The 25,869-nt window shown below is 66.6% G+C and carries 21 protein-coding genes; 2 read left to right on the top strand and 19 right to left on the bottom strand.

Going from position 1 to position 25,869, the window contains the following annotated elements; genetic code table 11:
• Positions 1-176 precede the first annotated feature (176 nt).
• The 3 genes from phaC to WT53_RS18625 form a co-directional block, all read right to left on the bottom strand.
• Positions 177-2,039 carry a class I poly(R)-hydroxyalkanoic acid synthase gene (phaC, locus tag WT53_RS18635; RefSeq protein WP_034207424.1) on the bottom strand — a complete coding sequence of 621 codons (1,863 nt, stop codon included), beginning with the start codon at positions 2,037-2,039 and terminating at the stop codon, positions 177-179.
• A gap of 361 nt (positions 2,040-2,400) precedes the next feature.
• Positions 2,401-3,240 carry a peptidoglycan editing factor PgeF gene (pgeF, locus tag WT53_RS18630; RefSeq protein WP_034207917.1) on the bottom strand — a complete coding sequence of 280 codons (840 nt, stop codon included), beginning with the start codon at positions 3,238-3,240 and terminating at the stop codon, positions 2,401-2,403.
• A 6-nt stretch (positions 3,241-3,246) separates the two neighbouring features.
• Positions 3,247-4,452 (bottom strand): RluA family pseudouridine synthase, encoded by a 1,206-nt coding sequence (locus WT53_RS18625; protein ID WP_034207425.1) that lies wholly within the window; start codon positions 4,450-4,452, stop codon positions 3,247-3,249.
• A gap of 41 nt (positions 4,453-4,493) precedes the next feature.
• Here WT53_RS18625 and WT53_RS18620 point away from each other — a divergent pair, with 41 nt between their 5' ends.
• Positions 4,494-5,318: an outer membrane protein assembly factor BamD gene (locus WT53_RS18620; RefSeq protein WP_034207426.1), complete on the top strand. Its 825-nt coding sequence runs from the start codon at positions 4,494-4,496 to the stop codon at positions 5,316-5,318.
• Between the two features lie 121 nt (positions 5,319-5,439).
• On the opposite strand, the gene WT53_RS18615 is transcribed toward WT53_RS18620, so the two are convergent.
• From WT53_RS18615 to WT53_RS18605, 3 genes are all read right to left on the bottom strand, one after another.
• Positions 5,440-7,686 carry an ATP-dependent DNA helicase gene (locus WT53_RS18615; RefSeq protein ID WP_060260973.1) on the bottom strand — a complete coding sequence of 749 codons (2,247 nt, stop codon included), beginning with the start codon at positions 7,684-7,686 and terminating at the stop codon, positions 5,440-5,442.
• Positions 7,687-7,741: 55 nt separating this feature from the next.
• A complete protein-coding gene (locus tag WT53_RS18610) occupies positions 7,742-7,957 on the bottom strand; it encodes a YdcH family protein (RefSeq protein ID WP_006478692.1) in 216 nt (71 codons plus the stop codon).
• 76 nt (positions 7,958-8,033) lie between these two features.
• Positions 8,034-8,783 (bottom strand): hypothetical protein, encoded by a 750-nt coding sequence (locus WT53_RS18605; RefSeq protein ID WP_034207428.1) that lies wholly within the window; start codon positions 8,781-8,783, stop codon positions 8,034-8,036.
• Between the two features lie 164 nt (positions 8,784-8,947).
• Here WT53_RS18605 and WT53_RS18600 point away from each other — a divergent pair, with 164 nt between their 5' ends.
• The gene (locus WT53_RS18600) at positions 8,948-11,272 is read left to right on the top strand and encodes a Tex family protein (protein WP_034207429.1); all 2,325 of its coding nucleotides are present in this window, start codon (positions 8,948-8,950) and stop codon (positions 11,270-11,272) included.
• 113 nt (positions 11,273-11,385) lie between these two features.
• On the opposite strand, the gene WT53_RS18595 is transcribed toward WT53_RS18600, so the two are convergent.
• From WT53_RS18595 to hisS, 13 genes are all read right to left on the bottom strand, one after another.
• Entirely contained in the window at positions 11,386-13,302 is a 1,917-nt protein-coding gene (locus WT53_RS18595) for a potassium transporter Kup (RefSeq protein WP_034207430.1), read from the bottom strand.
• Between the two features lie 274 nt (positions 13,303-13,576).
• Entirely contained in the window at positions 13,577-14,173 is a 597-nt protein-coding gene (locus WT53_RS18590) for a phosphoribosyltransferase (RefSeq protein ID WP_006485899.1), read from the bottom strand.
• A gap of 7 nt (positions 14,174-14,180) precedes the next feature.
• A complete protein-coding gene (locus WT53_RS18585; protein ID WP_034207431.1) occupies positions 14,181-15,527 on the bottom strand; it encodes an adenylosuccinate synthase in 1,347 nt (448 codons plus the stop codon).
• Between the two features lie 113 nt (positions 15,528-15,640).
• Positions 15,641-16,789 (bottom strand): ATP phosphoribosyltransferase regulatory subunit, encoded by a 1,149-nt coding sequence (locus WT53_RS18580; RefSeq protein ID WP_034207432.1) that lies wholly within the window; start codon positions 16,787-16,789, stop codon positions 15,641-15,643.
• A gap of 111 nt (positions 16,790-16,900) precedes the next feature.
• Positions 16,901-17,092, bottom strand: coding sequence for a DUF2065 domain-containing protein (locus tag WT53_RS18575; RefSeq protein WP_034207433.1), 192 nt, complete (start codon positions 17,090-17,092; stop codon positions 16,901-16,903).
• Positions 17,093-17,128: 36 nt separating this feature from the next.
• Positions 17,129-18,028 (bottom strand): protease modulator HflC, encoded by a 900-nt coding sequence (gene hflC, locus WT53_RS18570; RefSeq protein WP_034207434.1) that lies wholly within the window; start codon positions 18,026-18,028, stop codon positions 17,129-17,131.
• Positions 18,029-18,043: 15 nt separating this feature from the next.
• Positions 18,044-19,390: an FtsH protease activity modulator HflK gene (hflK, locus tag WT53_RS18565; RefSeq protein WP_034207435.1), complete on the bottom strand. Its 1,347-nt coding sequence runs from the start codon at positions 19,388-19,390 to the stop codon at positions 18,044-18,046.
• 47 nt (positions 19,391-19,437) lie between these two features.
• On the bottom strand, positions 19,438-20,610 hold the full coding sequence (hflX, locus tag WT53_RS18560; RefSeq protein ID WP_179949028.1) for a GTPase HflX: 1,173 nt from the start codon (positions 20,608-20,610) through the stop codon (positions 19,438-19,440).
• Positions 20,611-20,682: 72 nt separating this feature from the next.
• On the bottom strand, positions 20,683-20,922 hold the full coding sequence (hfq, locus tag WT53_RS18555) for an RNA chaperone Hfq (protein ID WP_006399927.1): 240 nt from the start codon (positions 20,920-20,922) through the stop codon (positions 20,683-20,685).
• Between the two features lie 141 nt (positions 20,923-21,063).
• Positions 21,064-22,401, bottom strand: a complete 1,338-nt coding sequence (gene der / locus WT53_RS18550; protein WP_052100298.1) for a ribosome biogenesis GTPase Der — start codon at positions 22,399-22,401, stop codon at positions 21,064-21,066.
• A 247-nt stretch (positions 22,402-22,648) separates the two neighbouring features.
• Complete coding sequence (gene bamB / locus WT53_RS18545; RefSeq protein WP_034207438.1) at positions 22,649-23,794, bottom strand: outer membrane protein assembly factor BamB; 1,146 nt, start codon at positions 23,792-23,794, stop codon at positions 22,649-22,651.
• Between the two features lie 41 nt (positions 23,795-23,835).
• Positions 23,836-24,465, bottom strand: a complete 630-nt coding sequence (locus WT53_RS18540) for a tetratricopeptide repeat protein (protein WP_059504921.1) — start codon at positions 24,463-24,465, stop codon at positions 23,836-23,838.
• 55 nt (positions 24,466-24,520) lie between these two features.
• Positions 24,521-25,861, bottom strand: a complete 1,341-nt coding sequence (gene hisS / locus WT53_RS18535) for a histidine--tRNA ligase (protein ID WP_034207440.1) — start codon at positions 25,859-25,861, stop codon at positions 24,521-24,523.
• Positions 25,862-25,869 lie beyond the last annotated feature (8 nt).

Genomic DNA, 25,869 nt, shown 5'->3' with positions numbered 1-25,869 from the left:
GCCGCAATCTTCGCCAGCGAGCCGCCGAATTTGCCGACCGCGGTCCGCGCGGCCGATACGATCACTACATCCGTCATTTCCCTTTCCTCCAGGCCCGCACGACACGGCGCATCGTTACCGGCCCCGTTAAAAAAACTGTGATGCGCCGGACAGCGTGCGCCGCTGTCCGGCTTTCGTCAATCGCGCTGCAACACGTAGCGCCCGGGCGCCGGCTCGATCGCCGGGAATTGTGCGGAACCCGGCTGGGCCGGCGGCGCGACCTTGCGGCCGCCGTACGCGTCGAGCCACTCGACCCATGTCGTCCACCAGCTTCCGGGCTGCTCGGTCGCCGCGGCGAACCAGTCGTCCGCGGATTCGGGCAAGTCGTCGTTGACCCAGTAGCTGCGCTTCTTCTTCGCCGGCGGGTTGATCACGCCCGCGATGTGCCCCGACGCGCCGAGCACGAACTTCAGCGGGCCCGACAGGATCGACGTCGATGCGTAGGCCGTCTGCCACGGCACGATGTGATCCTCGCGCGAACCGTAGATGAAGGTCGGCACGTCGATCAGCGACAGGTCGACCGGTTCGCCGCATACGGTCAGCGCACCCGGCTCGCGCAGCTTGTTTTCGAGATAGGTATGGCGCAGATACCACGCGTACATCGGCCCCGGCAGGCTCGTCGAATCGCTGTTCCAGTACAGCAGGTCGAACGGCGCGGGCGTGCGGCCCTTCAGATAGTTGTCGACGACGTAGTTCCACACGAGATCGTTCGGCCGCAGGAACGAGAACGTATTTGCGAACTCGACGCCGCGCATCAGCCCCGGTTGCGTACCGTTCTTGCCGCCGATGGTCTGCTCGCGCATCTGCACGTGCGCCTCGTCGACGAACACGTCGAGGATGCCCGTATCGGTGAAGTCGAGCATCGCGGTGAGCAGCGTCATCGACGCGGCCGGATGTTCGCCGCGCGCGGCGAGCACCGCGAGCGCGGTCGCGAGCATCGTGCCGCCGACGCAGAAGCCGAGCGTGTTGATCTGCTCGCGGCCGCTGATCTGCTGCACGGCGTCGATCGCCGCGAGCAGCCCTTCGTTCATGTAGTCGTCCCACGTCTTGTGCGCGACCGATGCATCCGCATTGCGCCACGACACGAGGAATACCTGATGACCGTTCGACAGCGCGTGCGCGACGAGCGAATTCTCGGGTTGCAGGTCGAGGATGTAGAACTTGTTGATGCACGGCGGGACGATCAGCAGCGGCCGCTCGAACACCTTGTCCGTCTTCGGCGTGTACTGGATCAGCTGGATCAGGTCGTTCTCGTACACGACCGCGCCCTCGGTACACCCGAGGTTCTTGCCGACCACGAACTGCGATTCGTCGGTCTGCGAAATCTTGCCGCGCTGCAGGTCGCCGAGCAAATTCATCATCCCCTGCCGCAGGCTCTCACCGTGCGTTTCGAGGATCGATTTCTGAGCGTCGGGATTGAGTGCGAGGAAGTTGCTCGGCGCGGCGGCGGCCGTCCATTGCTGAACCGTGAAGCGGATGCGCTCGCGCGTCTTCGGATCGGTCTGAAGCGCGTCGGCCAGCTCCTGCAGATAGCGCGCGTTGAGCAGATACCACGCGGCCGCGAACGCATGCGCGGGCGATGCCTTCCACGCGTCGCCGCTGAAGCGGCGGTCTTTCAACTCCGGCGACTCGAGCTTCGCGGCGGCCGCCTGCTGCATCAACGTCATGCAGTCGCGCGCGTAGTCGGCCTGCAAGGCCTGGAGCCGTTCGGGCGGAATCGCGGCAACCGGCAGTTTCAGGCCCGCGAACGGCGACGCCATCGCGCCGAGATCGGGCATCGACGGCATCTGGAACGGAAACGACGTCGGGAACTGGAATGTCGCGAACGGGTTGACGGAGGCCGATGCCGTCGCGGCGCGCGCCGGATCGGCAAAACTACGCCACGCGTTCAACCACGACTCGAACATCTGCTGCATCGGCTGAGCGGCCGGCTCGAACCCGGTACTGCCCGCGGAAGTGCCCGCGTGAGCGGACGTCGACGAATTTTTCGATGCTGTCATTACCTGCCTTACCGGTGATTCGTGAGCGTCAATCGTGAAATCCTGCTCGCGCGCGGCGTGCCGGCTGCGAGCCGGGCCGTCATGCTCTGGAGAGGCGTCTCCAGATTCTGCCGCAGTGCGGTATTTTTATCATTATCGTTTTCCCCATGTGAAGCGTCCGGTCAAACCACTGAACATTTCGATACGGAGATAATCCGCGCACGACAGGCGGGACAAGGGTTCCGGCGAAACATAAAATATTTTGCTTGACTTGACGTCGGGATTTTTCATTCAGTCGCGCATGCCACGCAGCATTGCCGCCTCAATATCGAGATAACCCGATTTCGCGGCGCAACAAAAACCGGCGCGCATGCGCATGCGCTCAATCGGCCAGCCAGATTGCCGCGGCCATGCGGCCCGTCACGCGGTCGCGCCGATACGAATAGAAGCGCGCGCGCTCGGCGACCGTGCAAGCCGTCCCGCCGCTCACGTGCACCACGCCCGCACGCACGAGCCGCAGGCGCGCGAGCGCGTAGAGATCGGCAAGGAACTTGCCGGGCGCGCCGTCCATCGCGACGAACGCACGACGGGTTTCATCATGCTCCGACTGCGGAGCCGTGTCGAGAAACGCGTCGCGCACGTCGGCGCCGACCTCGAACGCCTGCGGGCCGATCGCCGGCCCGAGATAGGCATGCAGCGTGTCCGCCGCGCCGCCCGCGAGCGCCGCGACGCGCGCAGCCGTCTGCTCGACGATGCCGGCCGCGAGCCCGCGCCAGCCCGCATGCGCGGCGCCGACCGCGCGGCCCTGCGCGTCGCACAGCAGCACGGGCAGGCAATCGGCCACCATCACCACGCAGACGGCGCCGGCCCGATCCGTGACGCTCGCGTCGGCCTGCACCGGCGCCGTGGCGGCGGCCGCCGCGGCGATCACCTCGTCCGCCCGCACGATCTGCGCGCCGTGAACCTGCTCGAGCCATGCGGCGCCCGACTGGCCCGCGAGGGCGAGCACGCGCGCGCGATTGATGGCGACATGATCGGGATCGTCACCCGTATGCAGGCCGAGATTCATCCCGCCCGCCAATGCCGCCCCATCCTGCCAGCGCCCGTACGGGCCTTTGCTCACGCCGCCGTCGCGCGTCGTGATCAGCGCGCGCACGCGCGGCGACACGCGCCAGTCGGGCTGCACGCAGTCCTGCCACGTCAACGGCGCCAGATTCGTCATCGGCACTCACTCCTCCTCATCGTCCAGGTACGGCTCGTCGTCGTGATACTCGCCGCCGAAATCGTCATCGTCGTAGAGATTGTCGTCGTCGAATTCCTCGTCGCCCTGCCCGAAGCCGAGCGCCGCGACCAGTGCGTTCATGTCGTCCGGCAGCGGGCAGCGCCACTGCATCGCCTTGCCCGTGACCGGATGCACGAGACCGAGCCGCCACGCATGCAGCGCCTGTCGTGCGAACCCGTCCGGCAGCGGCGCGACCGAACGCTTGCCGCGCGCCCGCCCGTAGACCGGATCGCCGAGCAGCGGATGCCCGGCGTGCGCGCAGTGCACACGGATCTGATGCGTGCGGCCGGTTTCGAGATCGCATTGAATCGCCGACACCGGCTGACGTTGCCACAGGCATGTGTCAACCGTGCGGAAATGCGTGCGCGCGGGCTTGCCCGACGCGCCGGTGACCACGGCCATGCGCGTGCGCTCGCGCGGGTCGCGGCCGATCGGCGCGTCGATCGTGCCTTCCTCCGGCATCGTGCCCCACACCAGCGCGAAATAGCGGCGCTTCACCGTGCGGGCCTGCAGCTGGCGCACGAGGTCCGTCTGCGCGGCCAGCGTGCGGGCGACCACCATCAGGCCGGACGTTTCCTTGTCCAGCCGGTGGACGATCCCCGCGCGCGGCAGGCCGGCCGCCGCGTCGCCGTAGCGATGCAGCAGACCGTTGAGGATCGTGCCGCTCCAGTTGCCGGCGGCCGGATGGACGACGAGACCGGCCGGCTTGTTGATGACGACGAGCGCGTCGTCCTCGTAGATCACGTCGAGCGGCACGGGCTCCGGCGTGAACGCGAGCTGCTCGGGCAGCAGATCGGGCACGAGCTCGATCTTCGCGCCCAACGGCACCGGCTGGCGGATCTTCGCCGGCGCGCCGTCGACGAGCACGCGCTGCGCCTCGATCCAGCTCTGCAGGCGGCTGCGCGAGAATTCGGGGAACAGTTGGGCGAGCGCCTTGTCGAGACGTTCGCCCGCGAGCGACAGCGGCACTTCGACGATGCGCGGCGCGTCGTCGCGCGCCGCGGACGGCACCACGGGCGCCTGCATCGCGTCGCCGGCCAGATCGTCATCGAGGGAATCCCCCGACGCAGCGTCGGCGGGCCGATCGCTTGGGCTATAATCTTCGCGATTTGGTGTGCCCGGCTGGGCATTCTGCGAACTTGAACGGGTCATTTAGACTGGGTCACCGAGACTTGAAGCTAGGACATGCGAGCATGATGAATTCGACCAAACGCACGGCCAGAACCGTCGCCGCCCGGGCTGCGGCGGTAGCGGCCGCGGCTCTCATCGCCGGCTGCCACGGCTTGCCGCAGAAGCAGGACGAGACGGCTACCTGGTCGAACAACAAATTATACTCAGAGGCCCAGGACGCACTGTCCGGCGGCGACTGGGGCAAGTGCGCGAAATATTTCGAATCGCTGCAAGGCCGCGATCCGTTCGGCCATTTCGCGCAACAGGCGCAGATCAACGTTGCATACTGCAACTGGAAGGACAACGAAGCGGCGGCTGCCGACCAGGCCGTCGATCGCTTCATCCAGCTCCACCCCGATCATCCGGATATCCCGTACGCGTACTACCTGAAGGGGATGATCCACTTCAACGACGATCTCGGCCTGTTCGGGCGCTTCTCCGGCCAGGACATGAGCGAACGCGATCCGCAGGCGCTGCGCGAATCGTACGATGCGTTCAAGGTCGTCGTCGATCGCTTCCCGAAGAGCAAGTACGCACCCGATGCGGCCGCGCGGATGCGCTACATCGTCAACGCGCTCGCATCGCACGAAGTGCACGCGGCCGACTACTACTATCGCCGCGGCGCGTATGTCGCGGCGATCAACCGCGCCCAGCTCGCGATCAAGGACTACAAGGGCGCACCGGCGATCGAAGACGCGCTGCACATCATGATCCTGTCGTACGGCAAGCTGAACCAGCCGGAACTCGCCGAGGACACCAAGCGCGTGCTCGCGGGCACGTTCCCCGACAGCCCGTACGTGACGGGCCATGCGCGCCCCGGTGCGAAGAAGTCGTGGTGGCAGTTCTGACGCACGGCGCGCTGCAACACCCGTTGCGCATACGAAAAACCCGGCCATCGAGCCGGGTTTTTTATTGGCGCCGCATTCGGTCGACGCCAGGGCGTTCGCGCGGCAAGCGCCGCGCGTGCGCTCACGCGCGCTTGTCCGCGCGGTGCTCGTCGAAGAAATCCTGCACGACCGCGATCTCGCGCGTGCGCTTGAACGGCGGCAAGCTTTGCCAGATCCGGCGCCCGTAAGGCTTGTCGACGAGCCGCGTATCGCAGATCATCAGCACGCCGCGATCCGTCTCCGCGCGAATCAACCGGCCCGCGCCCTGCTTCAGCGTGATCACGGCCTGCGGCAGTTGATGCACGGCGAACGGGCTCAGCCCCTTCTTCGTCAACGCGTCGAGCCGCGCTGCCAGCACCGGATCGTCCGGCGGCGCGAACGGCAGCTTGTCGATCACGACCAGCGACAACGCATCGCCGCGCACGTCCACGCCTTCCCAGAAACTCTGGCTGCCGACCAGGATCGCATTGCCGTACGCGCGGAAACGGTCGAGCAGCTCGGTGCGGCTTGCGTCGCCCTGCACGAGCAGCGGCATGTTCCAGCCGCGCGATTCGATCGCGTCGCGCAGCTTCGACGCGATCCGGTCGACCGCGCGCAGCGTCGTGCACAGCATGAACACGCCGCCGCCGGACGCCTCGATCGCCGGCAGCGCGGCATCGAAGACGGCGTCGGTAAATGCCGGCGACGACGGCTGCGGCAGATTGCGCGGCACGTACAGCAGCCCCTGCGACTGGTAATCGAACGGGCTGGCGAGCGTCATCGAACGACGCGAGCTGAGGCCCATCTGCGCCGCGTAGTGCGTGAAATCGCCGCGCACCGACAACGTCGCCGACGTGAACACCCATGCACGCGGTACGCCCGCACGCTGTTTCGCGAAAATCGGCGCAACCGACAGCGGCGTTTCATGGAGCTGGACGGTATGCGCGAACACCTCGACCCAGCGCACCTTCTCGTTCGGATCGCCGTCGGCGGCCGCGTTGTCGCCGGCCGCCGCATCGGCCTTCGCTGCCGCTTGCGCCGCGCCGGGGGCGACCCAGCCCGCCAGCAGGTCCTGCAGCTCGCGGGCGCGCCGCAGGCATGCGCCGAGCGATTCCGCGCGCTCGGCCTGGCTCGCGAGCGCCGATGCGAGCGCATCGAGCGCAACGTCGAGCGCGTCGAGCGCACCGAACATCGGGTGATCGTCGCCGAGCTGTGCGAGCGACATGCGCACGATCTGGTCGTTCGCGAACGCGAGACGCAAGTCGCGCGCCGCGCGCTCGAGATCGCCGCCGAGCTTCACCCACTCCACCGCATCGCGCGCATGGCTCAGGCCTTCGGCGACCGTGTCGCGCGCGAGCTCGAGGATCTGCGTCGTCGACAGCGTCTCGCCGAAGAACAGCGTCGCCGTTTCCGGCAACTGGTGCGCTTCGTCGAAGATGATCGTGTTCGCGTTCGGCAGCAGTTCGGCCATCCCCGTGTCGCGCAGCATGATGTCCGCGAAGAACAGGTGATGGTTGACGACGACGACGTCGGCCTGCTGGGCCTCGCGCCGCGCCTGCATCACGAAGCATTCCTTGTAGTGCGGGCATTCCTGGCCGAGGCAGTTGTCGCGCGTGGACGTGACCATCGACCACACGGGCGCCGTTTCCGGCACGCTCGCGAGTTCGGCCTTGTCGCCGCTCTTCGTGATTTTCGCGAAGCGGACGATTTCCTGCAGATACGCGGTGTCCTGCCGCGACGGCAGCCGGCCGTTGTCGGCCGTGCGTTGCAGGTAGTAATGGCAGAGGTAGTTCGAGCGTCCCTTGAGCATCGCGACCGTCACCGGCACCGCGAGCGCGTTGCGCACGGTCGGGATGTCGCGCTGGAACAACTGGTCCTGCAGGTGCTTCGTGCCGGTCGACACGATCACCTTGCCGCCCCACAACATGGCGGGCACGAGATACGCGTAGGTCTTGCCGGTACCCGTGCCGGCCTCGACGATCAGCGTGTTGTCGCCTGCGTCGTTGTCGGATTCGGCTGCCGCGGCGGCGTCCCCGGCCGGCTCGGCCGCCTGGCCGCCGTCGCCGAGGCGGCGCGCCGGCCGCTTGCGGGTTTCGAAGATCTCGGGCTCGGGCATCCGGCGTGCGGACGCTTCCATCGCGGACGCGACCGCGCGCGCCATCTCGATCTGCGACGTACGCGGTCGATAGCCGTCGAGCGCGCGCGCCAGCAACCCGCCTTCGCCGAAGATCGTGTCGAGTTCGTCGACGCGCTTGCGGCTCAGCTCGAAAGTGCCTTCGGGCGCACGAACGCGCCCGGCGGACATCGTGTCACGCCGGGCATCGGGGGTGGCTTCAAGCGGTGAATTCAAGGCAAGCGTTCCTGTGTCCAGCGCCCGAGCGGCGCCGGCGCTTGCCAGGCCGCGCTCAGGCGCGCTTATCCGGTTCGAGCTGCGATTGCAGCAAAATGATTTTGTCCTTGGCGGCCAGCTTTTCCTTCTTCAGCCGGTGCAGCGTGATGTCGTCGATGTCGGAGTGTCCTTCCTTCAGCTCGATCTCCCGAGCGAGCTGCTGGTGCTGCTCCTGCAATGCAGCCAAACGGTTGTGCAATTCCTGCTGCTGTTCCGTGTGACGGTTTTGCATACCTGCCTCCTCATCGAAGCAGCGCGACGGCTGGCGTGCCGACGCGCCCGAGACTGAGCCCGATCAATTCAACACGTTACTGCCCCTGCTGTTGCTGCTTGGCCTTCTCGGCCGCTTCCTGCTGACGCCGCTCGACATCGGCCTTGTGCTGCGCGGCTGCCTTCTGCTTCTGCTCGTAGCGCGTGGCGTTGTCCGCCCGCTCCTGCGCCTTCTGCGCCGCCTGCTGGTGCGCCTGGTCGAGCTTGCGCTGGAAATCCGCCTGCTTCTGGTCGTATGCCTGCTTGTTCGCCGCGCGTTGCGGGGCTTCCGCGCCGCGCTGCGCCTGCTTCAGTGCATTCTGCTCCTGCTTGTCGCGGAATGCAGCCGCGTTCGCCGCGTCGTTCGCCGCCCGCTGCGGCGCTTCCGCCGCGTCCCGGGCCTGCTTCAGCGCCTGCTGCTGGTCGCGCTGCTGCGCCCGCACCGCGCGCTGCTCGTCGTTGAGCGCGAGTTGCTCCTGGCGAATGCTCGCCCGCTCCTCGCGCATCCGATCGCGCGCCTTGCCGAGACAATGGTTGACGAAGAACTTGCTGTAACAATCGTGCTCCGCCACCGCATAACGATAATCGTTTTCCGCGGAACGTTGATTGAGCACTTTTTGACGGGCGTCGAAATCCGGCGCGGCGGAGGCTGCGACGGGCGCGGAAGCGGCGGCGTCCGGCGCGCTGGCGCCCGAGGCCTGCGCGAATGCGCCGGAAGGCCCGGCAGACAAAGCGGCGGCGAGCGCTGCGCCGAGCGCGACGAGAGAAATACGGGAAGTTGGCAACGTCGTAGGAAAGCTGCGGGACATGTGTCAAATTCTATCACCCCCGGCTGGACGCTCCGCCATTTATGGCAAAATGCCCCGCTTCATTCACCCGCGGCCTCTGGCCCGGCGGGCCGGCCGGGCAGCCCGCCGCTCCGGGCCTGCCGGCCCGCGCCGCGATTTCAGCAGGCAGACAGACCATCCACGACATGACGGAAACCGTAGCACTCAAGATCGTACAGCGCATCGCCACCGAACTGTCCGTCCAGCCGCGCCAGGTCGCGGCGGCCGTGCAACTTCTCGACGAAGGCTCGACCGTTCCGTTCATTGCCCGGTACCGCAAGGAAGTGACCGGCAACCTGGACGACACGCAGTTGCGCCAGCTCGAGGAACGCCTCCTGTACCTGCGCGAACTCGAGGATCGCCGCGCCGCGATCCTGTCGAGCATCGACGAACAGGGCAAGCTGACCGACGAACTGCGTGCCGCGATCGACGCGGCCGACAGCAAGCAGGTGCTCGAGGACCTTTATCTGCCGTACAAGCCGAAGCGCCGCACGCGTGCGCAGATCGCCCGCGAGGCAGGCCTCGAGCCGCTCGCACAGGCGCTGCTCGCGAATCCGCTGCTCGACCCGCAGACCGAGGCGGCCGCGTATGTCGACGCCGACAAGGGCGTCGCCGACGTGAAGGTCGCGCTCGACGGCGCGCGCGACATCCTGTCCGAACAGTTCGGCGAGACGGCGGAGCTGCTCGGCAAGCTGCGCGACTACCTGCACAACCAGGGCGTCGTGTCGTCGGCGGTCGTGGAGGGCAAGGAAAACGAGGAAGGCGAGAAATTCCGCGACTATTACGACTACGCGGAAACGATCAAGACGGTGCCGTCGCACCGTGCGCTCGCGCTGTTCCGCGGCCGCAACGCGGGCGTGCTGACGATCAAGCTCGGCCTCGGCGAAGAGCTCGACGCGCAGGTGCCGCATCCCGGCGAGGCGATGATCGCGCGCCATTTCGGCATCGCGAACCAGAATCGCCCGGCCGACAAATGGCTGTCCGACGTCTGCCGCTGGTGCTGGCGCGTGAAGGTGCAGCCGCATATCGAAAACGAACTGCTCACGCAACTGCGCGAAACGGCCGAAACCGAAGCGATCCGCGTGTTCGCGCGCAACCTGAACGACCTGCTGCTGGCCGCCCCGGCCGGCCCGAAGGCCGTGATCGGTCTCGACCCCGGCCTGCGCACCGGCGTGAAGGTCGCGGTCGTCGATCGCACCGGCAAGGTGCTCGCGACCGACACGATCTACCCGCACGAACCGCGCCGCGACTGGGACGGCTCGATCGCGAAACTCGCGCGCCTCGCCGCGCAGACGCAGGCCGAACTGATCAGCATCGGCAACGGCACCGCGTCGCGCGAAACCGACAAGCTCGCGAGCGAACTGATCGCGAAACACCCGGAGCTGCGGCTGCAGAAGATCGTCGTGTCGGAAGCCGGCGCGTCGGTCTACTCGGCGTCCGAGCTCGCCGCGAAGGAATTCCCGGAGCTCGACGTGTCGCTGCGCGGCGCCGTGTCGATCGCCCGTCGCCTGCAGGACCCGCTCGCCGAGCTCGTGAAGATCGAGCCGAAGGCGATCGGCGTCGGCCAGTATCAGCACGACGTGAACCAGCGCGAACTCGCCCGCTCGCTCGACGCGGTCGTCGAGGATTGCGTGAACGCGGTCGGCGTCGACGCGAACACGGCGTCGGCCCCGCTGCTCGCCCGCGTGTCGGGCCTGAACGCGACGCTCGCGCGCAACATCGTCGACTATCGCGACGCGAACGGCCCGTTCCCGTCGCGCGAGCACCTGCGCAAGGTGCCGCGCCTCGGCGACAAGACCTTCGAACAGGCCGCCGGCTTCCTGCGCATCAACGGCGGCGAGAATCCGCTCGATCGCTCGTCGGTGCACCCGGAAGCGTATCCGGTCGTCGAACGGATGCTCGCGAAGATCAACAAGCGCATCGACGACGTGCTCGGCAACCGCGAGGCGCTAGCGGGCCTGTCGCCGATGGAATTCGTCGACGAACGTTTCGGGCTGCCGACCGTGCGCGACATCCTGGCCGAACTGGAAAAGCCGGGCCGCGATCCACGCCCGGAATTCAAGACGGCCACGTTCCGCGAAGGCGTCGAGAAGGTCTCGGATCTCGTGCCGGGCATGACGCTCGAAGGCGTCGTGACGAACGTCGCCGCATTCGGCGCGTTCGTGGATATCGGCGTGCACCAGGACGGCCTCGTCCACGTGTCCGCGATGTCGACGAAGTTCATCAAGGATCCGCACGAAATCGTGAAGGCCGGCCAGGTCGTCAAGGTGAAGGTGATCGACGTCGACGTGAAGCGCCAGCGCATTGCGCTGACGATGCGCCTCGACGACGACGCGGCAGCCCCCGGCACGTCGTCGCGCGGCGGCCAGGATCGCGGCAACGCGGGGCGCGGCGCCGCCCGCCCGCAGCGGACGCGCGAGCCGGAACCGGCCGGCGCGATGGCCGCGGCATTCGCGAAGCTGAAACGCTGAGTCGAAGGCGTCGACGCACAAAAAAACCCGCCGAAAGGCGGGTTTTTTATTGCTTCGGCGAAGCGCGCAGCCCGGATTCGGCATGGGCCGCATACGCAGCCCGCTCGCGCCCGTCAGATCTCGATCTTCGTCCCGAGCTCGACGACGCGATTCGCCGGAATCGAGAAGAAATCGGTCGGCTTCGCCGCGTTTTGATGCATCCACGCGAACACGCGCTCGCGCCAGATCGACATGCCGGGCAGATGCGTCGGCACGACCGTTTCGCGCGCGAGGAAGAACGACGTGTCCATCAGCTCGAACGTCATGTCGTGCGTGCGGCCGAATTCCTCGAGCACGGCCTTCACGTCCGGCGTCTCGTTGAAGCCGTACTCGGCCTTGACGATGTACAGTCCGCCGCCCGCATCACGCGAGCTCAGGCGCCTGTCGTCGCGCACGTACGGAATGTCGCGCGTGACGAACGTCAGGAAAATGGTCCGCTCGTGCAGCACCTTGTTGTGCTTCAGGTTGTGCAGCAGGCTGACGGGCACGAGCTTGTCGTTGCCGGTCAGGTAGATCGCGGTGCCCGACACGCGGTGCGGCGGATGCGCGAGCAGCCCCTGCAGGAACGGCTCGAGCGGAATACCGTCGGCCGCCGTGCGCTCCTTGACGATGTGACGCCCCTTGTACCAGGTCATCAGCAGGAAGAACAGCAGCGCGCCGATGCCGAGCGGCAACCAGCCGCCCTGCGCGACCTTCAGCAGGTTCGCGCCGAAAAAGCCGAGGTCGATCGCGAGGAACACCGCGATGATCGCGCCGACCAGCAGCCGGTTCCAGTTCCACACCTTCACCATCACGACGCACGCTAGCACGGTCGTGATCACCATCGTCGCCGTCACCGCGATACCGTACGCGGCCGCGAGGTTGTCCGAACTCTTGAAACCGACGACGATACAGAGGATCACGAACAGCAGCAGCCAGTTCACGACCGGCACGTAGATCTGGCCGATCGCGAGCTCGGACGTATGCAGCACCTTCATGCGCGGCACGTAGCCGAGCTGGATCGCCTGCGACGTCAGCGAATACGCACCGGAGATCACGGCCTGCGACGCGATCACGGTCGCGACCGTCGACAGCACGACGAGCGGCAGCAGCCCCCATTCGGGCGCGAGCAGGAAGAACGGGTTTTCGATCGCTTTCGGATTCTGGATCAGCAGCGCGCCCTGACCGAAGTAGTTCAGCACGAGCGACGGCATCACGAGCCCGTACGCGGCCAACCGGATCGGCTTTGCACCGAAATGGCCCATGTCCGCGTAGAGCGCTTCCGCACCGGTCAGCACCAGCACGACCGAGCCGAGCACGACGTACGCCTGCAGCAGGTGGTCGGCCATGAACGACGCCGCGTAATACGGATTGATTGCCGCGATGATGCCCGGCACGCGAACGATGTGGTACACGCCGAGCGCCGCGATCACGACGAACCACAGCACCATGATCGGGCCGAACAGCTTGCCGACCAGCGCGGTGCCGTGCCGCTGGATCCAGAACAGCGCGATCAGGATCACGATCGTGATCGGCAGCACGAGATGGGACAGGTGCGGCGTCGCGATCTCGAGGCCTTCGACGGCCGACATCACCGAGATCGCCGGCGTGATCACCGCGTCCCCGTAGAACATGCACGCGCCGAATATCCCGAGCGCCATCAGCGCGCCCGCGACCCGCGTTTTCGAGTCGAGCGGCCGCAGCGACAGCGCCATCAGCGCGAGCACGCCGCCTTCGCCGTTGTTGTCCGCCCGCATCACGAACAGCAGGTACTTGACGCCGACCACCAGCACGATGGCCCAGAACAGCAGCGAGATCACGCCGAGAATCGACCCTTCGGTCAGCGGAATGCCGTGCGCGGGGCTGAACGCCTCCTTGAGCGAATACAGCGGGCTGGTGCCGATGTCGCCGAACACGACGCCGATGGCTGCTATCGCTAGCGCCCGCATCGAGTGTTGTTGCGTCGAATGCGGCGCGTGTGCGGCGTCGGTCGCGTGAGTCGTGTCGTTCATATGAAACGTAATAATCGGGTCCGGGTCGGACAAAACGAGCGCTATTCTACTCGCGCCCCCGTGAAACACCGCCCTGCCGTGTTGCCGTGGAGCCACGTGATCCACGCTGCGCATGCAATCCGGCGCGACCTGTGGCAGGGCTGCCATCATAGCCGGCGCCGCGCCGCCTGCCTATCGGGTGCACAGCGCGGCCCGCGCTGCGCCCCGGCGCGCCAATGAAAAACGGCGCCGCAAGCGGCGCCGTACAAGGCTTTCCTTCGATCCGGCCGGCCGCTTACGCGCCCGAACCGTCGCGCTGTGCGCGACCGCGCTTGATCCACGCCTCGAGGTTGTGCGGCCGGACCGTATCCCACTCCTCGAACGGCTGATGAATCCACGGATTCGTCGGCAGGAACTGCGTGTGATAGTCGGGCTTGACCTTCGAGCAGCCCTTGTACCAGAGCACGGCCGAACGCACGGCCGTCACGGACGGATAGCGCTCCTTCAGGTGCTCCTGCACGCGCGCGAGCGTGACGCCCGAATCGACGAGATCGTCGACCAGCAGCACGTTGCCCGCCAGGTTGCCGCGCGTCATCGTGATGTACTGCGCGATGTCGAGCTCGCCCTGCTCGGTGCCGGCCGCTTCCCGGTACGAACTCGTCGCGAGAATCGCGAGCGGCACGTCGTAGATGCGCGACAGTTGGTCGCCGACGCGCAGGCCGCCGCGCGCGAGGCACAGGATCTGGTCGAACTTCCAGCCCGAGGCATGCACCTGGAGCGCGAGCAGCTCGATCAGCCGGTGATACTCGTCCCAGCCTACCCACAGGTTCTTGTCGTCGTTGCGCGGATCGGTCATCAAGTCTGCCGCCGTCATCGTGATTTGCTGCGTCATCTGGGAATTACACCTTGAACGGATGGCGGAGCAGGATCGTTTCGTCGCGATCCGGGCCCGTCGACACCATGTCGACCGGCACGCCGGCCACTTCCTGGACGCGGGCGAGGTATGCCCGCGCGTTCGCCGGCAGCGCGTCCCACGTATTGATCCCGACGGTGCTTTCCTTCCAGCCGGCGAACGTCTCGTACACCGGTTCGCAACGCGCGACATCGACCGCGCCGCGCGGCAGGATGTCCACGTCCTTGCCGTCGACCTGGTAGCCGACGCACAGCTTGACTTCGTCAAGGCCGTCGAGCACGTCGAGCTTCGTCATGCACAGGCCCGACACGCCGTTGATCTGGATCGAGCGGCGCAGCGCGGCCGCATCGAGCCAGCCGGTGCGGCGCGGACGGCCGGTGACCGAACCGAATTCCTTGCCGACGTTCGCGAGCGTGACGCCGATCTGGTCCTGACGCTGCGGGTTGTCCGCATCGTACAGTTCGCTCGGGAACGGGCCCGAACCGACGCGCGTGCAATACGCCTTCGTGATGCCGAGGATGTAGTTGAGCTTCTGCGGACCGACGCCCGCGCCGGCCGACGCCGCACCTGCGACGCAGTTGCTCGACGTGACGAACGGATAGGTGCCGTGGTCGATGTCGAGCAGCGTGCCTTGCGCGCCTTCGAACAGCAGGTTCTGGCCCGCATTGTTCGCGTCGTACAGGCGGCGCGACACGTCGGCCACCATCGGCTTCAGGCGGTCGGCATAGCCGAGCATCGTGTCGAGCGTGGCCTGGAAATCGACGGCCGCGCCGCCCAGATACTGGGTCAGCACGAAATTGTGGAAATCGAGATTTTCGCGCAGGCGATCGGCGAAGGTCTTCGCGTCGAACAGGTCCTGCACGCGCAGCGCGCGGCGGCCGACCTTGTCTTCGTACGCGGGGCCGATGCCGCGGCCGGTCGTACCGATCTTGCCTGCGCCCTTGCGCGCTTCGCGCGCCTGGTCGATCGCGATGTGGTACGGCAGGATCAGCGTCGTGGCTTCGGAGATGAACAGGCGGTCGCGCACGTTCACGCCGGCTTCTTCGAGCTCGCCGATTTCCTTGAACAGTGCTTCGGGGGACAGGACGACGCCGTTGCCGATGTAGCAGGCGACGCCTTCACGCATGATGCCCGACGGAATGAGGCGCAAGATCGTTTTCTTGCCGCCGATGATGAGGGTGTGGCCGGCGTTGTGACCGCCCTGGAAACGCACGACGCCTTGAGCGTGGTCCGTCAGCCAGTCGACGATCTTGCCCTTGCCTTCATCACCCCATTGCGTTCCCACGACGACGACATTGCGCCCGGGAGTCACGTTCACTGCGCTGGCAGACATGTTGATTCGTTAGCTGGTTAAAAACGTATTCTACCTATGTTCGCGGGCGATTCCGAATTTTTCCGTTTCGCTTCAACGATATGCACGCCGAAGCACGGCCCGCGAGCACCTCTTTATCGGGGTTCGACCACCCACGCGCCGTTGCGCTCGACGAGCGAACGATCGCACGCGAATTCGTCGAGCACATGATCGTGGCCCGGCAGCGCCTGGATCACGACCTCGCCCGCATCGCGCAGCGCCGCGACGGCCGCGCCCAGCGCATCGTCCTGCGCCCACGGCGCGAGGATCGCGGTGCCGCGCGCCTCGACCGGCGAAATTCGTGCGAGCTCGCGCAGGTCGAGCGAGAAGCCGGTCGCCGGCCGCGCCCGGCCATAGGCCTGCCCGACATGGTCGTAACGGCCGCCGCGCGCGATCGCGTTCGGCACGCCGTCGATGTAGGCGCTGAACATCGCGCCGCTGTGATACGCGTAGCCGCGCAGGTCGGCGAGATCGATCGCGACTTCGACGCCCTTCGCCTGCGACGCGAGCTGCGCGAGATCGTCGAGCGCCTGCGTGATTTCGGGCAGCACCGGCAGGCGCGTGCGCGCCTCGGCGAGCACGCTCGCGTCGCCGTAGAGGTTCGGCAGCGCGCGCAACGCGGCGCGCGTATCGGCGCCGAGATCGTCGGTGAGTTCGTTCAGCAGCGGCACGTCCTTGCCCGACAGCGCGTCGTACAGCGACTCGCCACGTTCGGCGGCCTGCGCGTCGCGCGCCAGCAGCGCCGCGAGCACGCCCGCGTGGCCGAGGTCGAGGCGGATGCGCGACAGGCCCGCGAGATGCAGCGCGTCGAGCATCAGTTGCTGGATCTCGAGATCGGCTTCGAGCCCGGCGTGGCCGTAGATTTCAGCGCCGATCTGGATCTGCTCGCGCGTCGCGTGCAGGCCGCGCGGACGCGTATGCATCACGTGGCCCGCGTAGCAGAGGCGCGTCACGCCCTGACGGTTCAACAGGTGCGCGTCGATCCGCGCGACTTGCGGCGTGATGTCCGCGCGCAGGCCGAGCGTGCGGCCCGACAGCTGGTCGACCAGCTTGAAGGTGCGCAGGCGCAGATCGGCGCCGCCGCTCGTCAGCAGCGACTCGAGATACTCGAGCAACGGCGGCATCACCATTTCGTAGCCGTACGAACGGAAGCGGTCGAGCAGCCTGCGGCGCAGCTCCTCGATCTTGCGCGCTTCCGACGGCAGTACGTCGGCGATATTCTCGGGAAGTAACCAGGTCGACATCGGTACGGTCCTACGACGGGAAACGGCGCGACACGCGCGCCGCGAGTTGAATCGAAACTTCGAAATCGGGCGGAACGAACGGCGGATGCGCCGTCCGGATCGGGGCGCCGGTCAGGTCGCGAGCAGCAGCAGCGCGAGCCCGAGCACCATCACGATCAGCCCGCCGATCCGGATATGATGCGGCGGCCGCTCGGCTATTCTACGAAACGTGTCGCGCCAGGCGACGGGAAACACGAAGGGGAACGCCCCCTCGATGATCAGCATCAGCGCTACTGCGAGCAACAACGAGCCAGCCAGGTCCATGCGAGCGACGGCGCCGCTCGACGCGGCGCCCCAAGGTCAATGTTTGCGGGGAGCAGGCGCCGCCGGTGCCGCGCCGCCCGTCGGGCTGCGCATGAAGCGGAAGAACTCGCTGTCGGGATCGACGACGATGATGTCGTTGCGCTTGAACGTATTCCGGTAGGCCTGCAGGCTCGCGTAGAACTGATAGAACTGCGGATCGCGGCCGAACGCATCGGCGGCGATCGTCGCGGCCTTCGCGTCGCCCTCGCCCTTGATCGCCTGCGCGGACTTGTACGCGTTCGCGAGCACGGCCTGCTGCTCGCGTTCGGCATCGGCCTTGATCTGCTCGACGTCGGCCGCGCCTTGCGCACGCACCTGGGCCGCCTGATCGCGCAACGCGCCGATCATCCGTTGATAGACGGCGTCCGTCTGCGCGGCCGGCAGATCGACACGCGTGAGCTGGACGTCGACCACGTCGACGCCGAAACCGGCCGCGCTCGCCTTCGCCGCATCGCGGGCCGCATCCGCGATCGCGCGCTGGCCGCCGAGGGCGTCGTCGAGCGCGCGCTTGCCGAATGCATCGCCGAGCGCGCTCTTCAGCGTGCCGGACAGTCGTTCGCTCGCCGCCGCCGGGTCGCCGCCCGTCGCGGTGAAATATTTCATCGGATCGCTGATCCGGTACTTCACCGCATACGCGACGAGCAGGTCGTGCTTGTCTTCGGTTGCCAGTTGCAGCGGATCGGACGACTCGAGCGATTGCAGGCGCGTGTCGATCAGCGTCGCCGTCTGCAGCGGCGGCGGCAGCTTGAAATGGACGCCGGGGCCCGCGAGTTCCGGCTGCGTGCCGTCGCGGCCCGACAGCACGGCCGTATGGCGCGGATCGACGGTGAGGACCGTCGACGACGCCGCGAAGGCAACGATCACGATTGCGACGACGAGCGCAATGATTCGGTTCATGTTCTGCGCTCCCCGTTACTTCGTATCGTCTTCACGCGACCGGCTGCGAAACGCGTCGCGCGATCGCAACACGTCGACACCTGACGCGGCGGCGGCCGATGCGGCGCTCGCCGGCACGGCTGCAGCCGCCGACGGCGCCGTGGCCGCCGGTGCCGACGCCGCCTCGGCGGCGGACGCGCCGGCCGACGTCGCGGCGTTTTGCCGGCCCTGCTCGACGAGCTTGTCGAGCGGCAGGTACACGACGCTGTTACCGCCCTTGTTGCCGACGAACACCTTCGTCGCGTTCGAATAGATTTCCTGCATCGTCTCGAGGTACATGCGCTCGCGAATGACCGCGGGCGCCTTCGAGTACTGCGCGTAGACCTGCTTGAAGCGGTCCGCGTCGCCCTCGGCTTCCGTGACCACGCGATCGGCATATGCCTTCGCTTCGTCGACGAGCTTCGCCGCATCGCCCTGCGCCTTCGGCAGCAGGTCGCTCGCATACGCCTGCGCGGCGCGCTTCGCGGCCTCGCGCTCGTCGCGCGCCTTCGCGACTTCGGCGTAGGCGGCCTGGGTCTGCTCGGGCGCCGCGACGCTCTGCATCGTGACGGCCGTCACCTCGAGCCCCGACTGGTAGCGGTCGAGATCGCGCTGGATCGCGCTCGAAAGCTGCTCGCGCAGCGCATCGCGGTCCTGGTTCAGCATGTCGGCCGCGCTGCGCGTGCCGACGATCGCGCGCACCGCGGCCTGCGCGGCCTGCGACACGCTGCGCTCGGGATCGACGCTGCGGAACAGGTAATCGGTGGCGGAACGGATCCGGTACTGGACGATGAAGCGCACGTCGACGATGTCGGCATCGCGCGTCAGCATCGCGGCTTCCTTGACGTTCGCGAGGCGCACGACGTTATTGCGGCCGATCTCGATCGAGCGGACCTGCGACGTGTCGACGATCTCGTGCGACGCGAACGGATACGGCGCGCGCCAGTGCACGCCCTGGCCGACCGTGCCCGACACCTTGCCGAGTTGCAGCACGACGCCCGTCTGGCCTTCCTGTACGACGAACAGCCCGCTGCCCGCATAAATCGCGACCAGCACGCCGATCACGATGCCGACGCCGACCCGTGCGGCCCGGCCGTTGTCGGGACGGAAGCCGTTGCCGCCCTTGCCGCCGAACAGGCCGCTCAGGCGCCGGTTGAAATTGCGCCACATCTCGTCGAGATCGGGCGGACCGTCGCCGTCGCCGCCTGGCGGACGCTTCGATTCGTTCGCGCGGGGGCGGGATCCGTCCTTGCCATTGCCTTCGCCGCGTCCCCAGCGGGGATCGTTGATCGACAGCAAGGCGCGCATCCGCCGCCAGGTACTCCGCTCGTTGTATTCGTTCACCAGAGTTTGTTCACCAGATTGGACGCCGGCGAACCGGCCGGGACCGGTTAGCGCCCGTGTTCGGAAATCGTGTGGTCTTCGTGCGATTCAGCGGACGTGCCATCGAGCGCGTCGGACAACGTCGCGCTGGAAAGGTGTTCCGCGGAGGCGATTTCGGCGATGGCGGCACGCAACGTATCGAGACCCTGACCGGTGCGCGCGCTCAAAAAGACGCGCGAAATATTACCATACTCGTCCCGCTCGACCGCGTCGCCGCGGGCCGCCAGCTCGGGCACGGCGTCGATCTTGTTGAACACCAGCACCTGCCGGATCGTGTCCGCGCCGATCTCGTGCAGCACGCCGTTGACCTGCTCGATCTGCTCGAGCCTGACCGCGCTCGACGCATCGACCACATGCAGCAGCAGATCCGCATGGATCGTTTCCTCGAGGGTCGCGCGAAACGCCGCGACGAGCTGGTGAGGCAGCTCGCGGATGAATCCGACCGTATCGGACACGACGATCTGCCCGACCTCGTCGCCGAGGTACACGCGCCGCGACGTCGTATCGAGCGTCGCGAACAGCTGGTCGGCCGCGTACGCCTGCGCTTTCGTCAGCGCATTGAACAGCGTCGACTTGCCCGCGTTCGTATAGCCGACGAGCGACACCGACATCGTGCCGCTGCGCGCGCGCTGCCGGCGCTGCGTGCTGTGCTGGCGGCGCAGCCGGTCGAGCCGCGACTTCAGCATCTTGATGCGTTCGCCGATCAGCCGGCGGTCGGTTTCGAGCTGGGTTTCGCCGGGGCCGCGCAGGCCGATACCGCCCTTTTGCCGCTCGAGGTGGGTCCATGCGCGAATGAGCCGGGTCGACAGGTATTGAAGCTGCGCGAGCTCGACCTGCAGCTTGCCTTCATGGCTGCGGGCACGCTGCGCGAAGATGTCGAGGATGAGGCTCGTGCGATCGACCACGCGCCTGTTAAGCGCCTGCTCCAGATTGCGTTGCTGGGCGGGTGCCAGCGCATGGTTGAAGATGACGATTTCGACGTTGTGGGCGTCGCAGGCAAGCCGCAGCTCTTCGGCTTTGCCGCTGCCGATGAACATCTTGGCATCGGGACTTGAGCGACGACCCGTGAGGGTGACGGCGGGACGGGCCCCCGCACTGGAGGCGAGAAGACTGAGTTCTTCGAGACTGGCTTCGAAATCGGTCTTGCCGAAATCGATGCCGACGAGCGCTGCGTTGATCAAATTATCGGGTGTCAAGATAAGGCGGCTGGCATCGGTCGCTCGCGGCGACCGGATGCCGGCCGCTGCGATAGGTTAGGACGAGGCTTCCGCGTCCGGGTGGAAATTCACCGGGCGCGCCGGCACGACCGTCGAGATGGCGTGCTTGTAAACCATCTGGGTCACCGTATTACGGAGCAACACGACGTACTGGTCGAACGATTCAATGTTCCCTTGAAGCTTGATGCCGTTGACGAGGTAGATCGAAACGGGAACGTGCTCTTTGCGCAGTGCGTTCAAAAACGGGTCTTGTAACAATTGCCCTTTGTTGCTCATGGCGTACTCCATCTTTTTTTGCAGGTTGATCTGGATTGGCGGCGAAGAAAAAGAGATCCGGCGCCAATCGCTACACTATAGCCGATTTTGCCTGCCCCGCCCGGGCATAGGCCATGCGGCCTGGCCGTTGCGGGACATGCTTCAGCCCTTGTCCGCGTACGGGTTGTTCGACGAACGGAACTCTATGCGCAATGGAGTCCCGGTCAGCGAGAAAGTTTCGCGGAATCGGTTTTCGAGGTAGCGCTTGTAGGTTTCCGTCACCGCATCGAGCGCGTTGCCGTGGATCACGATGATCGGCGGATTCTGGCCGCCTTGGTGCGCGTAGCGCAGCTTCGGACGCACCGGGCCGCGACGGCGCGGCTGCTGGAATTCGACGGCCTCGATCAGCGCGCGCGTGAGCTTCGGCGTCGGCAGCTTCGACATCGCCGCCGCGTAGGCGTCGTCGACCGAGCGCATCAGCGCGCCGATACCCGTCTTCTTCGCGGCGGAAATGAAGTGCGATTTCGCGAAGTCGAGGAATTTCAGCTTGCGGGTCAAATCCGCTTTCGCGCGGTCGCGCGCGTGGTCGTCGAGGCCATCCCACTTGTTGACGCCGATCACGAGCGCGCGGCCCTGCTCGACGACGAAGCCGGCGATGTGCGCGTCCTGGTCGGAAATGTCCTGCTGCGCATCCAGCAGAAGAATGACGACGTTCGCGTCGGAAATCGATTGCAGCGTCTTCACGACCGAGAACTTCTCGATCGCCTCGAACACCTTGCCGCGGCGCCGCAGGCCCGCCGTGTCGATCAGCGTGTATTTCTTGCCGTTACGCTCGAAGTCGACGTAGATCGAATCGCGTGTCGTGCCCGGCATGTCGAACGCGATCACGCGGTCTTCGCCGATCAATGCGTTGACGAGCGTCGACTTGCCGACGTTCGGACGGCCGACGATCGCGATCTTGATGCCGCGCGACGGATCGTCCTCGTCCGCTTCCTCGGGCTGGCCCGCGTACGCGACTTCGAGCGCCTCGTTGATCATGTCGGTCACGCCGTCGCCGTGCGCGGCCGAGATCGCGCGCGGATCGCCGAGCCCGAGCTCGTAGAAATCCGTCGCGACCGCCGTGTACTTCATCCCCTCGGCCTTGTTGACGACCAGGAAGATCGGCCGGCCGGTCTTGCGCAGGTAGTCGGCGATCGACTTGTCCTGCGGCGCGAGCCCGTTGCGGCCGTCGACGATGAACACGACGACGTCGGCTTCCTCGACGGCCTGCCGCGTCTGGCGCGCCATCTCGTGCAGGATGCCGTCCTTCGCGACGGGCTCGAAGCCGCCGGTATCGACGACCAGGTACGGCCGCGCGCCGACGCGCCCTTCGCCGTAGTGGCGATCGCGCGTGAGGCCCGGCAAGTCGGCGACCAGCGCATCGCGCGAGCGCGTGAGCCGGTTGAACAGCGTGGATTTCCCCACATTGGGGCGCCCAACGAGGGCAATGACCGGTTTCATCTGTGTTTTCTACGGTGAAGCGCAGCAGCGGGAGGCCCGCTGCTGCGGGCGGCTGCGCTGAATGAAAATATCACGAATTCGCGCCGCGCCGGATGCGCGCGCCCGGCGCGCGTTGCGCGCCGTCGTCTTTCGTCTCGAACTGCCTTTCAAATACCGAGCGGCCGGGAACACCGGCCGCCGTCAAGTCGCGCGGCCGCGACGCGCGGGCCCTGCCCGCCACGCCACGGCCACGCCGGTTTCCTGCGTGTCAGCGCGGACGGAACCCGTACAGGCCGCCGTCCTTCGTCTGCACGACGAGCGTATTGCCCGCGAGGACCGGCGCCGCCGTAATCGCGCTGCCGTCGGTCTTCATCCGCGCGATGAAGCTGCCGTCCTCGCGCGACAGGAAGTGCACGAAGCCCTTGTAATCGCCCATCACGACCGCATGCCCGAGCAGATACGGCACGCCGACGTCGCGGCTCTTCAGCTTGTCGTTGCGCCAGAGCTGGTTGCCCGTGGCCGCGTCGTATGCGGTGACGACCGACCAGTCGTCGCCGCCGGCGACCACCGAATCGTCCTGCGCGAGGCCGCTGCGGCTCGAGAACGGCTTTTCCCACAGCGGACGGCCCGAGTTCGCATCGAAGCAGCCGAGCTGACCCTGGAACGTCACCGCGCAGGCTTCCGCCCCCACGAGCGTCGGCGGGCCGCTGACGTCGTTGATGCGCTCGACCTCGGTCACGCCCTTCGGGAACGACACCGGGGTCTGCCAGAACGGCTCGCCCGTCTGCAGGTTGATCGCGACCAGCCCGCCGCCCGGGAAGCCCGCCAGCACGGCCGCGTCGCCCGCGAACGTCATGCCGGCCGACACGCGCAGGTTCAGCGGCACCGCACGGTTGCGGTAGGCCCACTTCTGCTCGCCCGTCTGCGCGTTGAACGCGATCACCTGGCCGTCGATCGTGCGGACGATCACGAGACCGTTACCGACGAGCGGCGGCGAGAAGATCTCGCCCTGCACGCTGGTCTTCCACAGCTGCTTGCCGTCCGGGCCCAGCACGAACACGCCGCCCTTCAACGCGCCGACCGCGGTCAGGTTGCCATCGCTGCCGACACCGGCCGACAGGTCCGAACCGACCTTCGAGCGCCAGAGCGTCTGCCCCGTCTTCGCGTCGATCTTCTCGACCGAACCGTTTTCGCCCGCCGCATAAACGGCGTCGCCCACGGCCACCGGCGAGAACAGGTAGCGTCCGCCCTTGCCGACGCTCGCCTTCCAGACCTGTTGCACGTCCAGGACGGGCTTGAACTCGGTGAGCGGCGTCGGCACGCGGCGCGCGTCCTTCGACGACGAGCAAGCCGCCAGAGCGAGGACAGCCGCCGCGCAGGCAACGGGCACAGCGTAACGTTTCAGCAAATTCATCGGTTAGCGAAGCAGAGTTAAGAGGTTGAGGGGACCGGGATTCAGCCGCCGAGCGCGTCCAGCTTGAACTGCACGAGCTGGCGCGCGGACTGGTCGTCCTTCGACAGGCCGTCGAGCGCGAGCTTGTAAGCCGCGCGCGCATCGTCGGTCTTGCCTTGCGCGGCCAGCAGATCGCCGCGACGATCGGCCACGAGGCCCTTGAATGCATCGACCGGCGTACCCGAGAGCAGCGCGAGGCCTGCATCGTACGCCTTCTCGTCGAGCAGCAGCGACGCGAGGCGCAGCTTCGCGATCTGCTTGTACTCGTCGTCCTTGGCATGATCGACGGCCCATTGCAGTTGCGCCTTCGCGCCTGCCGCGTCGCCGGCCGCATACAGCGTCTTCGCGGCCGCAAGCGCCGTCATCTGCGCATACGGCGTGCTGCCGAACTTGTCTTCCATGTCGGCAGCCGCGCGGGCCATCGTTGCCTTGTCGTTCGCGGCGGCAGCCTTCTGGACTTGCTCGTACAGCCCGGACGCCTCGGCAGCCTGACGGCGCTGCCAATAGTTCCAGCCGTTGAAACCGGCCGCGACGACGAGCGCCGCGAGCACGATCCACGTGGTGAGGTTGCCCCAGCGGGCCCACCACGCCTTGAGATTTTCAATCGATTCTTGTTCGTCGTGATAACTCATCGGCGAGCGATTCCTTCCTGTTCAGGCTTTTCTTGTCGAGCGAATGCGAGCGCGATCAGTCGTCGCCGTCTTCGGCGGATGCAACCATCGCATTGATTAGGAATTCGGTCAAGCTTTCGACCGGTACGGTCTGCTGAACGTTCTTTTCCCCTTCCGCACCCGCGCCGCGCAACGCTTTCACGCCCACCGTGCCGTTCGCGACCTCTTCTTCGCCGAAGATCACCGCGAACGCGGCGCCGCTTGCATCGGCCCGCTTCATCTGCGACTTGAAACTCGCCGGCGCGCCGTCGGCGCTGCAGTGGAAGATCACGTCGAGGCCCGTGTCGCGCAGGCGTTCGGCCGCGATGAACGCCTGTTCGCGCGCGGTTTCGCCCTGATGCACCACATACACGTCGACGCCTTCCTGCTCGGGCGCCAGATCCTCCTCCTTCAACAGCTCGAGGATGCGCTCGATGCCCATCGCCCAGCCGCACGCGGCGGTCGGCTTGCCGCCGAGCTGCTCGATCAGCGGATCGTAGCGGCCGCCGGCCGCGACCGTGCCCTGCGCGCCGAGCTTGTCGGTCACCCATTCGAACACGGTCAGGTTGTAGTAATCGAGGCCGCGCACGAGACGCGGGTTGATCTTGAACGGAATGTTGTTCGCGAGCAGCAGGCGCTGCAGCCCTTCGAAGTGCGCACGCGATTCGTCGCCGAGGAAGTCGATCAGCTTCGGCGCGTTCTGCGCGATTTCCTGCAGCGCGGGATTCTTCGTGTCGAGCACGCGCAGCGGGTTCGTATACAGGCGGCGCTTTGCGTCCTCGTCGAGCACGTCCGCGAACTGCTCGAGGTACTTGATCAGCTCGACGCGGTGCGCGGCGCGCTCCTCGGCAAGGCCGAGCGAATTGATCTCGAGCTTGATGCCGGTCAAGCCGAGGTCGTCCCACAGGCGCTGGCACATCATGATGATCTCGGCATCCGCATCGGGACCCGCGAAGCCGAGCGCCTCGACGCCGACCTGGTGAAACTGGCGATAGCGGCCGCGCTGCGGACGCTCGTGACGGAACATCGGGCCGATGTACCACAGGCGCTTCGGGCCGTCGTACAGCATGTTGTGCTCGATCGATGCGCGCACGACCGCCGCGGTGTTTTCCGGGCGCATCGTCAGGTTCTCGCCGTTCAGCGCGTCGGTGAAGCTGTACATCTCCTTCTCGACGATGTCGGTGACTTCGCCGATGCCGCGCGTGAAGAGCTGCGTATGTTCGACGATCGGCGTGCGGATGTTCTGGTAGCCGTACGCGCGCAGCAGCGATTTCACGGTAGCTTCGAAGAATTCCCACAGGCCGGCATCCTGCGGAAGGATGTCGTTCATGCCTTTGACGCCGGTGAGCTTCTCGATCTTGCGTTTCTGTTCAGTCATCGTTCGTG

This window comes from Burkholderia sp. MSMB2157WGS (genome assembly GCF_001532755.1).
GTDB lineage: Bacteria > Pseudomonadota > Gammaproteobacteria > Burkholderiales > Burkholderiaceae > Burkholderia.
This window is presented reverse-complemented; position numbering and strand designations above follow the sequence as displayed.

Bases quoted from the DNA above. Each gene is read 5' to 3' on its own strand.
- hflC (WP_034207434.1), bottom strand. From the start codon at position 18,028: ATGAACCGAATCATTGCGCTCGTCGTCGCAATCGTGATCGTTGCCTTC.
- WT53_RS18605 (WP_034207428.1), bottom strand. From the start codon at position 8,783: ATGTCCCGCAGCTTTCCTACGACGTTGCCAACTTCCCGTATTTCTCTC.
- phaC (WP_034207424.1), bottom strand. From the start codon at position 2,039: ATGACAGCATCGAAAAATTCGTCGACGTCCGCTCACGCGGGCACTTCC.
- WT53_RS18600 (WP_034207429.1), top strand. From the start codon at position 8,948: ATGACGGAAACCGTAGCACTCAAGATCGTACAGCGCATCGCCACCGAA.
- hfq (WP_006399927.1), bottom strand. From the start codon at position 20,922: ATGAGCAACAAAGGGCAATTGTTACAAGACCCGTTTTTGAACGCACTG.
- der (WP_052100298.1), bottom strand. From the start codon at position 22,401: ATGAAACCGGTCATTGCCCTCGTTGGGCGCCCCAATGTGGGGAAATCC.
- WT53_RS18585 (WP_034207431.1), bottom strand. From the start codon at position 15,527: ATGTCTGCCAGCGCAGTGAACGTGACTCCCGGGCGCAATGTCGTCGTC.
- WT53_RS18575 (WP_034207433.1), bottom strand. From the start codon at position 17,092: ATGGACCTGGCTGGCTCGTTGTTGCTCGCAGTAGCGCTGATGCTGATC.
- WT53_RS18625 (WP_034207425.1), bottom strand. From the start codon at position 4,452: ATGACCCGTTCAAGTTCGCAGAATGCCCAGCCGGGCACACCAAATCGC.
- pgeF (WP_034207917.1), bottom strand. From the start codon at position 3,240: ATGACGAATCTGGCGCCGTTGACGTGGCAGGACTGCGTGCAGCCCGAC.
- WT53_RS18580 (WP_034207432.1), bottom strand. From the start codon at position 16,789: ATGTCGACCTGGTTACTTCCCGAGAATATCGCCGACGTACTGCCGTCG.
- WT53_RS18620 (WP_034207426.1), top strand. From the start codon at position 4,494: ATGATGAATTCGACCAAACGCACGGCCAGAACCGTCGCCGCCCGGGCT.
- hisS (WP_034207440.1), bottom strand. From the start codon at position 25,861: ATGACTGAACAGAAACGCAAGATCGAGAAGCTCACCGGCGTCAAAGGC.
- WT53_RS18595 (WP_034207430.1), bottom strand. From the start codon at position 13,302: ATGAACGACACGACTCACGCGACCGACGCCGCACACGCGCCGCATTCG.
- WT53_RS18610 (WP_006478692.1), bottom strand. From the start codon at position 7,957: ATGCAAAACCGTCACACGGAACAGCAGCAGGAATTGCACAACCGTTTG.
- WT53_RS18540 (WP_059504921.1), bottom strand. From the start codon at position 24,465: ATGAGTTATCACGACGAACAAGAATCGATTGAAAATCTCAAGGCGTGG.
- bamB (WP_034207438.1), bottom strand. From the start codon at position 23,794: ATGAATTTGCTGAAACGTTACGCTGTGCCCGTTGCCTGCGCGGCGGCT.
- WT53_RS18590 (WP_006485899.1), bottom strand. From the start codon at position 14,173: ATGACGCAGCAAATCACGATGACGGCGGCAGACTTGATGACCGATCCG.